Genomic DNA, 6,891 nt, shown 5'->3' on the forward strand with positions numbered 1-6,891 from the left:
ACCTTTGTAGCACAAGGCTTTCAAGACTCGGTTAACAATTTGTAATATTCCTTGTTGACACCCTTACTGACAAAGAAAAAACTGAAATCAAGTCAGGATAAGGGTTGGAGTGCTTACTGCAAAAATTGTTAAGAAAGATCCGACTAATGGATAGCCTTGATAAGGGGGGTGCTGACAATTTTTAACACCCACCTACTTAGACGTAATTGTATGGACTAAATAATCTAGCTGTTTAGAGAACGGGATGAATTTTGAGGATTTTCGGCAGAGAACAGATAGATCGATCGAGGTGGGGATGAGGATGTTCCTGATTGCTTTTCATCGCTTCTAGCACTGCCGGTAAAGCTTGGGGATCGAGATTCTGTAAAAAGTTTAATAGATCCAAACTCTCCCCCACCAAGTGCGTCACGTTGATCCCCTCGTAATCGGGTTGATAGTGTTGTAAACGTCTCACCCCTTCTCCCAAAAGAATTACCGCCCCGCGCCAGTTATTATTTTCTAGATGGTAACAAGCGACAGCAATCTGTAAAATGCCTTGATAAAAGGTTTTTTCAGGCTCTGCGGACTCCATCCACAAAGCCTCTAGGGTATCATGACAAGCATAGAATTGCTGGCGATTAAATTCGTCGATTCCTTGCCCAAAAGCGCTGGCTGTCATTACCCTATACTAATGCCCCTTCATCGATTCGCGGACTTCTTGGATATAGTCGAGGGAAATTACCTGTTCTTCCCCAGCAAACTCGTTATCGGGGGTAATAAACAGCATACAGTGACATTCTTTCCGTTCCCGCATCGGTACACAGGGACAATTCCAGAAAGTATTTTTTACCTCCGCTTCTTTGTCCTCGTAGTGACGACAGGGACATAAAGGAGCGCCTAATTCGTCCTTATGACGCGCTAATCCCTCAATTACTACGGCTGTCACCGAGAGATCGCTACAGAAATAAGTATTTGTACCTCTAGCGTACTGTTCGGCAAACTTCTTCATCGCCTCAAGACTCTTATCTGTGTCTGTGATCTGGCTCATAGTTATCTTATCTCCCTAGCTTTCTACAAAAAAACTTTTTACTATCCTATCTCGATCCGCTTCCCCTTGGCTGAGGGGAATTTTTAGAATCTCTTTTGATTTTGCGACCGATCCCCTTGTTAATCTAATACGATAAAAAGACTCTCTTTGGCCAAAAGCTCGACTTTTTGGCCAGCAAACGGGAATTATGGAGGCAAAGTTCCTCAAAACCTATCCTTGATTCCTGCAATCCCTGTCCCCTATCACTAGCAGAACATGATTTTATCTTTCTTAGAGACAAATAAAATTTCTGACGATAACACGCCTTGGTGGCTGAAAATTACCTCCCTTTATCCCCACTGTATCTACTATTTTGGTCCCTTTGCCTCCTTTGAGGAAGCACAAGAGCATCAGGGGGGTTATCTCCAAGATCTAGAGTCCGAAGGAGCGCAAGGAATCAGTCTTTCGATCGAGCGGAGTAATCCCCATTATTTGACCGTTTTTGACGATGGCAATCAGCATCTAGCTAAAACTTTTGCTTCCCATGCTCGAACCTTTTCTCGCTTTATTTCTTAAGTCTCCCTGTCCTCTTTGTCAACGGCAGAGCGATCGAGAGCTTTGCCGTGATTGTGGGCGACAATTACAGTCCTATCGTCAGAATAACCCGCTTTTTCTCTGGCGTGGTTCTATTCCCCTGTTTATCTGGGGACGCTACGAAGGTAAATTAAAACAGGCGATCGCTAAAATGAAATATGATCGCCATCCCGCTCTCGGCTCTTTGCTAGGCAGTTGCATGGGGGAGACTTGGCTGCTTCGTCCTCCCCTCACCGATAAACGTTTGACGGTGATTCCTATCCCTCTCCACCCAGAAAGGTTAAGGGAAAGGGGTTTTAATCAAGCAGAAGTCATTGGCGAAGGTTTTTGTCGTTTAACCGGTTATCATCTGGCTAGTCGCGGATTAATTCGGATTAAGAACACGGCAGCCTTATTTAGTCTGGCAGCCGAGGAAAGAAAAAAGACGATGCAAGCGGCTTTTCAACTGGGGAAAAATTTACCGAAATCAGTGCCGATTCTCTTAATTGACGATATTTATACCACAGGAACCACGATCGAGGAAGCTGTGCAGGTTTTACGCACAGAGGGATATCGGGTAGTCGGTGCGATCGCTCTTGCTAGTTCCAAAATTAGCTAAAATGCCCAGAGGAATTGGTCTAGGCATTTTAGGATTTTAAATTAAGTCCGTTTGATCTTGTCGTATTGACTGATGAAAATCAAACCGATAGTAGCAGGGATCAGGACGATAGCCGCACCTAAAACAAGGCTCCAGAGAAAGTTAGCTAAAGAGGGTGTCATGATAGATAAATCCTTTGTCATATTTTCAAAGACTTAGTTTTTTATCTTATCACCTTGGGCGAGAAGACCTCCACTTCCACGACCAGATAGATGCGATCGCAGGTTTTATATGTCTTCAATCGCTGAAAATAAAATCTCCCTTGACTTCTCAAGGAGATAGGGATGTTTGACAATGGGTGATAGTTACAAAAGTTCACACTAGACTGGCAAAGATTTTTATGGCTACTGACGATCGCAAACGGCGCATTCTCGATCATCTCTCCAGAAGTACCACTGGTGCTGACTATATTCCCAAAAAACCGCTGCCAATTGTGGAAACTCCTCCGGTGGTAGCGGAACCCGTGGCAGCGCCGCCTCCAGTAACTCCTTCACCGGAATTAACCGCTAAAGAGCGCAAAAGAAAGATAATGTCCCATCTTTACATGAGTAGTCAAGATTTTGGCGAAATTACTAGCACTGCCCCCGAAGAAAAGCGTAAACGCCAAATTAACGACCATCTGCGCCAAAGCCAAGGATAAATAGGGTTTGCTGAAAAAGTTTTTCCTGGGGGCAGGGTGTGGGGTGTGGGGTGTGGGGTGTGGGGTTTTACCCATTTTCAGGGAGTCAATTACCTAATTTTCAGGGAAAAAGTACCTGAAATTTCCCTCCCCAATCACTCCAATCGCGGGCACTTTTTGATTTCAAAAAAGCCTAAAGATATTATCCAACAAAGTTTTTAGATTTATTCAGCAAACCCTAAATAGTAAGGAGTGAGAATTAGCAACTAGGCATCTTCTAGACTGTTCTCACTCCCTCATTTTCTGCTGTCGATGGGGATAAGCTAAGACGCATTTAAAGCGCTTATTCTTAAGATTAGCCGAATCTCCCCCAATCCCTTTACTGTTGCCTCTTGCCTCTTGCCTCTTGCCTCGTCTCAACAAGCAATTTAAATTACGAACAGCTTAATGACAGTTGTTGCAAATCAGTTCCTCGCTCTGGCAACAAGGGAATGTTAAAGTTAGTAATGAGTGCTTCGGTGATCGGATGACGTAATTTTTCTGTGGAACCCACATGATAAAAGTGCTGTTTAGTATAGATATAAAACTTATCAGCACTCCAATTTTTTTTAATTAAAGGATTGCTTCTAAACTGATTACTGTGCCAAGTGGACAAAATAAACCGACAAGAAATATCCTTTAAAATAGTCACCAAACAATCTTCATCCTCTTCAGACCAAGAGTTAAAATAATCGGCGTGTCTCCCTAAATAAGGAGGATCGAGATAGATCAAGTCTGTTTTTTGCCAATCAGATAAAGTCTCTCGAAAGTCAGCAACTTGAAAATTATAATCAGTTTTAATAAGAATATTTTCTAGGGCAATAACTTGATTGACTATTTTGGTAATATATGCTTGAGAAAATCGTTCTGATTTATGACAGTAAGGTACGTTAAACTGTCCCTTACGATTGAATCTCATCACGCCATTAAAACAGGAGCGATTGAGAAATAAAAAATCTAGAGAATTAGGAGATTGATTAAATCTTTCTCGTACTTGATAATAATAACTTTCTCCCTGTTCCTTAAGAACTTGACCATTGTCTTGCAAAAAAAGCTTAACAGTTTTACTGGTAATAACTTGATTTTTGAGATTATTATAAAACTGGATAATATGGGTATTCGTGTCCGCAAGCAAAGCCTTTTGGGGATTAATATTAAAAGCCACCACTCCCGATCCAGAAAATGGTTCTATCCAACGTCCAAAGATCAGATCAGACACAATATTTTTAACATCTTTTACCAATTTAGTTTTAATTCCTTGACACTTAATCGGTGGCACAAGTGGCGTTAACTTCACTAAACACTCTCCTCATCAATAGTAATCTCTATCCACAGCAAACTTAGCTCATGTTGGCTCGTGAATAAAGGTCAAATCAGGGTAAAAATTTTGTTGAGATAGTAACTCTATCTTTAATTGGTTACATCTAGCAAAATTATCAAATATGGGAAAAAGAAGCAATTCTAGGATTTTAGAGATGATTTTCGTATCAATAGATATAGTATATACCTTGAGGCAGTTTAAATTCAGTACAGCTGCTCGCAGAAACCATGAAACTCTTGTTAGAACAAATGAACCAAAAAAATCTGGCTCTTCTAGGTTCTGTGTGATAAGTTTAACTTACATAGAAGCGATCAATCTTGGTGTCCTTTGTGTCTTTGTGGTTCGTTCCACCCCCCCGCTAGGAAGAATGTATCTTAGAATACATTTTACCCACCAAACCCAAGAGAGCCAAAATCTCTCGTCACCATTCTTGTCAGAATTATGAGAATTACGTTACATTTAGTTAAGATTTAATTGGCTGCGGGGATTAATCTCGAAAAAATAACCTAAAATCCTTGACAAAAACAGCTAAATGAGTTAAGCAAAAATCTTTATCCTAGAACCACTAAACAAACATGAAACTATCCTGGAAAACGATTTTACTGTGGACATTGCCCGCCCTCGTGGTCGGTTTTTTCCTCTGGCAAGGCACTTTTGCCACCGCCACCAGTAATATCGGCAATAACACCGCCACTACCCGCATGACCTACGGACGCTTTCTAGAATACCTAGACAGTGGTAGGGTTGTTAGCGTCGATCTCTACGAAGGGGGCAGAACCGCGATCGTACAGGCCCTAGATCCAGAACTAGAAAACCGAGTACAACGCCTACGGGTCGATTTACCAGCCAATTCCCCGGATTTGATCGCCCGTTTACGCGATTCTAAAATTAGTTTCGATGCTCACCCGATGCGGAATGAAAGCGCTTGGTGGGGATTCCTCGGTAATCTACTTTTCCCCTTTTTGCTGATTGCCGCTCTCTTTTTCCTGTTCCGCCGTTCTAATAATATCCCAGGCGGTCCGGGTCAAGCGATGAGTTTTGGTAAATCAAAAGCTCGCTTCCAGATGGAAGCAAAAACCGGCATCACCTTTGATGATGTGGCGGGAATTGACGAAGCGAAGGAAGAATTACAGGAAGTCGTCACTTTCCTCAAACAACCGGAGAAATTTACCGCCGTCGGGGCCAAAATCCCCAAAGGAGTCCTGTTAGTTGGTCCTCCTGGTACGGGTAAAACCCTGTTGGCTAAAGCGATCGCCGGTGAAGCGGGTGTACCTTTCTTCAGCATTTCCGGTTCGGAATTTGTGGAAATGTTCGTCGGTGTCGGTGCTTCTCGCGTGCGCGATTTGTTCAAAAAAGCCAAGGAAAATGCTCCCTGTTTAATCTTTATCGATGAAATTGACGCGGTAGGTCGTCAACGGGGTGCCGGTATCGGTGGTGGTAACGATGAACGGGAACAAACCCTAAATCAATTATTGACAGAAATGGACGGTTTCGAGGGGAATACGGGAATTATCATCATTGCCGCCACTAACCGCCCCGATGTTCTCGATTCCGCTCTCATGCGTCCAGGCCGTTTTGATCGGCAAATAACCGTGGATGCGCCCGATTTTAAAGGTCGTTTAGAGATTTTAGACGTTCACGCCCGCAATAAAAAGCTGGCCAACGACGTTTCTATCGAAGCGATCGCCCGTCGCACTCCGGGGTTCAGTGGAGCAGATTTAGCCAATTTACTGAACGAAGCGGCAATTTTAACCGCCCGTCGTCGTAAAGATGCCATTACCCTCCTAGAGATAGATGACGCAGTAGATCGCGTTATCGCCGGTATGGAAGGCACTCCTTTAGTCGATAGCAAGAGCAAGCGCTTAATCGCTTACCATGAAGTGGGCCATGCGATCGTGGGTACGCTCTTAAAAGATCACGATCCCGTCCAGAAAGTGACTCTGATTCCCCGGGGACAGGCCCAGGGTTTAACTTGGTTCACTCCCAACGAAGAACAGGGTTTAACCACGAAAGCGCAGTTAATGGCCCGGATTTCCGGTGCTTTAGGTGGTCGCGCAGCCGAGGAAGAAATCTTCGGCTATGATGAGGTGACTACCGGTGCCGGTGGTGATTTACAGCAAGTTTCTGATATGGCCCGCCAGATGGTGACTCGTTTCGGGATGAGCGATTTGGGTCCTTTGTCCCTAGAAAGTCAAGGGGGTGAAGTGTTCCTCGGTGGCGGTTTGATGACTCGTTCCGAGTATTCTGAGAAGGTCGCTACTCGCATTGATGATCAGGTGCGATCGATCGTGGAACACTGTCATGAAATTTCTCGGCAAATTGTCCGGGATCATCGCGAAGTGATCGATCGAGTGGTGGACCTGCTGATCGAAAAAGAAACGATCGATGGGGGAGAATTCCGGCAGATTGTGGCTGAATACGCCTACGTTCCCGAAAAAGAACAGTTTGTACCACAGTTATAGGTTGATTTCAATCTATATGCGATCGGGTGGGTTAAGGCTCACCCGATTTTTTTATGCTAGGGATTTAGTTATGGCTTGCTGAATAATGGTAAAACCCTTGTGGGTTAAGACTTTTAGAGTTTTTGTAAATCAAAAAGTACCAGATATGGGAGTGATCGGGGGGAAAATTCAGGGACTTTTTCCCTGAAAATTAGGTAATTGACCCCTTCAAAA

At 43.7% G+C, this 6,891-nt stretch carries 9 protein-coding genes; 4 read left to right on the top strand and 5 right to left on the bottom strand.

Going from position 1 to position 6,891, the window contains the following annotated elements:
- Nucleotides 1–232: 232 nt before the first annotated feature.
- The gene (locus tag IM496_RS21835; RefSeq protein WP_002732694.1) at nt 233–658 is read right to left on the bottom strand and encodes a DUF309 domain-containing protein; all 426 of its coding nucleotides are present in this window, start codon (nt 656–658) and stop codon (nt 233–235) included.
- A gap of 9 nt (nt 659–667) precedes the next feature.
- A complete protein-coding gene (locus IM496_RS21840) occupies nt 668–1,027 on the bottom strand; it encodes a ferredoxin thioredoxin reductase catalytic beta subunit (RefSeq protein WP_002793837.1) in 360 nt (119 codons plus the stop codon).
- A gap of 255 nt (nt 1,028–1,282) precedes the next feature.
- Between IM496_RS21840 and IM496_RS21845 the strand changes: the two genes are divergently transcribed.
- Both IM496_RS21845 and IM496_RS21850 read left to right on the top strand, forming a co-directional pair.
- The gene (locus tag IM496_RS21845) at nt 1,283–1,582 is read left to right on the top strand and encodes a DUF1816 domain-containing protein (RefSeq protein WP_104397822.1); all 300 of its coding nucleotides are present in this window, start codon (nt 1,283–1,285) and stop codon (nt 1,580–1,582) included.
- On the top strand, nt 1,551–2,198 hold the full coding sequence (locus IM496_RS21850) for a ComF family protein (RefSeq protein ID WP_185239675.1): 648 nt from the start codon (nt 1,551–1,553) through the stop codon (nt 2,196–2,198). The genes IM496_RS21845 and IM496_RS21850 overlap by 32 nt, the downstream gene beginning before the upstream one ends.
- Before the next feature lie 41 nt (nt 2,199–2,239).
- On the opposite strand, the gene psbX is transcribed toward IM496_RS21850, so the two are convergent.
- Nucleotides 2,240–2,359 (bottom strand): photosystem II reaction center X protein, encoded by a 120-nt coding sequence (gene psbX, locus IM496_RS21855; RefSeq protein ID WP_002759073.1) that lies wholly within the window; start codon nt 2,357–2,359, stop codon nt 2,240–2,242.
- 218 nt (nt 2,360–2,577) lie between these two features.
- Here psbX and IM496_RS21860 point away from each other — a divergent pair, with 218 nt between their 5' ends.
- On the top strand, nt 2,578–2,877 hold the full coding sequence (locus IM496_RS21860; RefSeq protein WP_194018270.1) for a hypothetical protein: 300 nt from the start codon (nt 2,578–2,580) through the stop codon (nt 2,875–2,877).
- Between the two features lie 412 nt (nt 2,878–3,289).
- Here IM496_RS21860 and IM496_RS21865 read toward each other — a convergent pair whose 3' ends face one another.
- Nucleotides 3,290–4,192, bottom strand: a complete 903-nt coding sequence (locus IM496_RS21865; protein WP_287663320.1) for a DNA adenine methylase — start codon at nt 4,190–4,192, stop codon at nt 3,290–3,292.
- Between the two features lie 48 nt (nt 4,193–4,240).
- Entirely contained in the window at nt 4,241–4,504 is a 264-nt protein-coding gene (locus IM496_RS22555) for a type II restriction endonuclease (protein ID WP_353737652.1), read from the bottom strand.
- A 287-nt stretch (nt 4,505–4,791) separates the two neighbouring features.
- Here IM496_RS22555 and ftsH2 point away from each other — a divergent pair, with 287 nt between their 5' ends.
- Complete coding sequence (gene ftsH2 / locus IM496_RS21875; RefSeq protein WP_002803112.1) at nt 4,792–6,678, top strand: ATP-dependent zinc metalloprotease FtsH2; 1,887 nt, start codon at nt 4,792–4,794, stop codon at nt 6,676–6,678.
- Nucleotides 6,679–6,891: the final 213 nt, after the last annotated feature.

It is taken from the genome of Microcystis sp. M049S2 (assembly GCF_020245625.1).
GTDB classification, from domain to species: domain Bacteria; phylum Cyanobacteriota; class Cyanobacteriia; order Cyanobacteriales; family Microcystaceae; genus Microcystis; species Microcystis ichthyoblabe_A.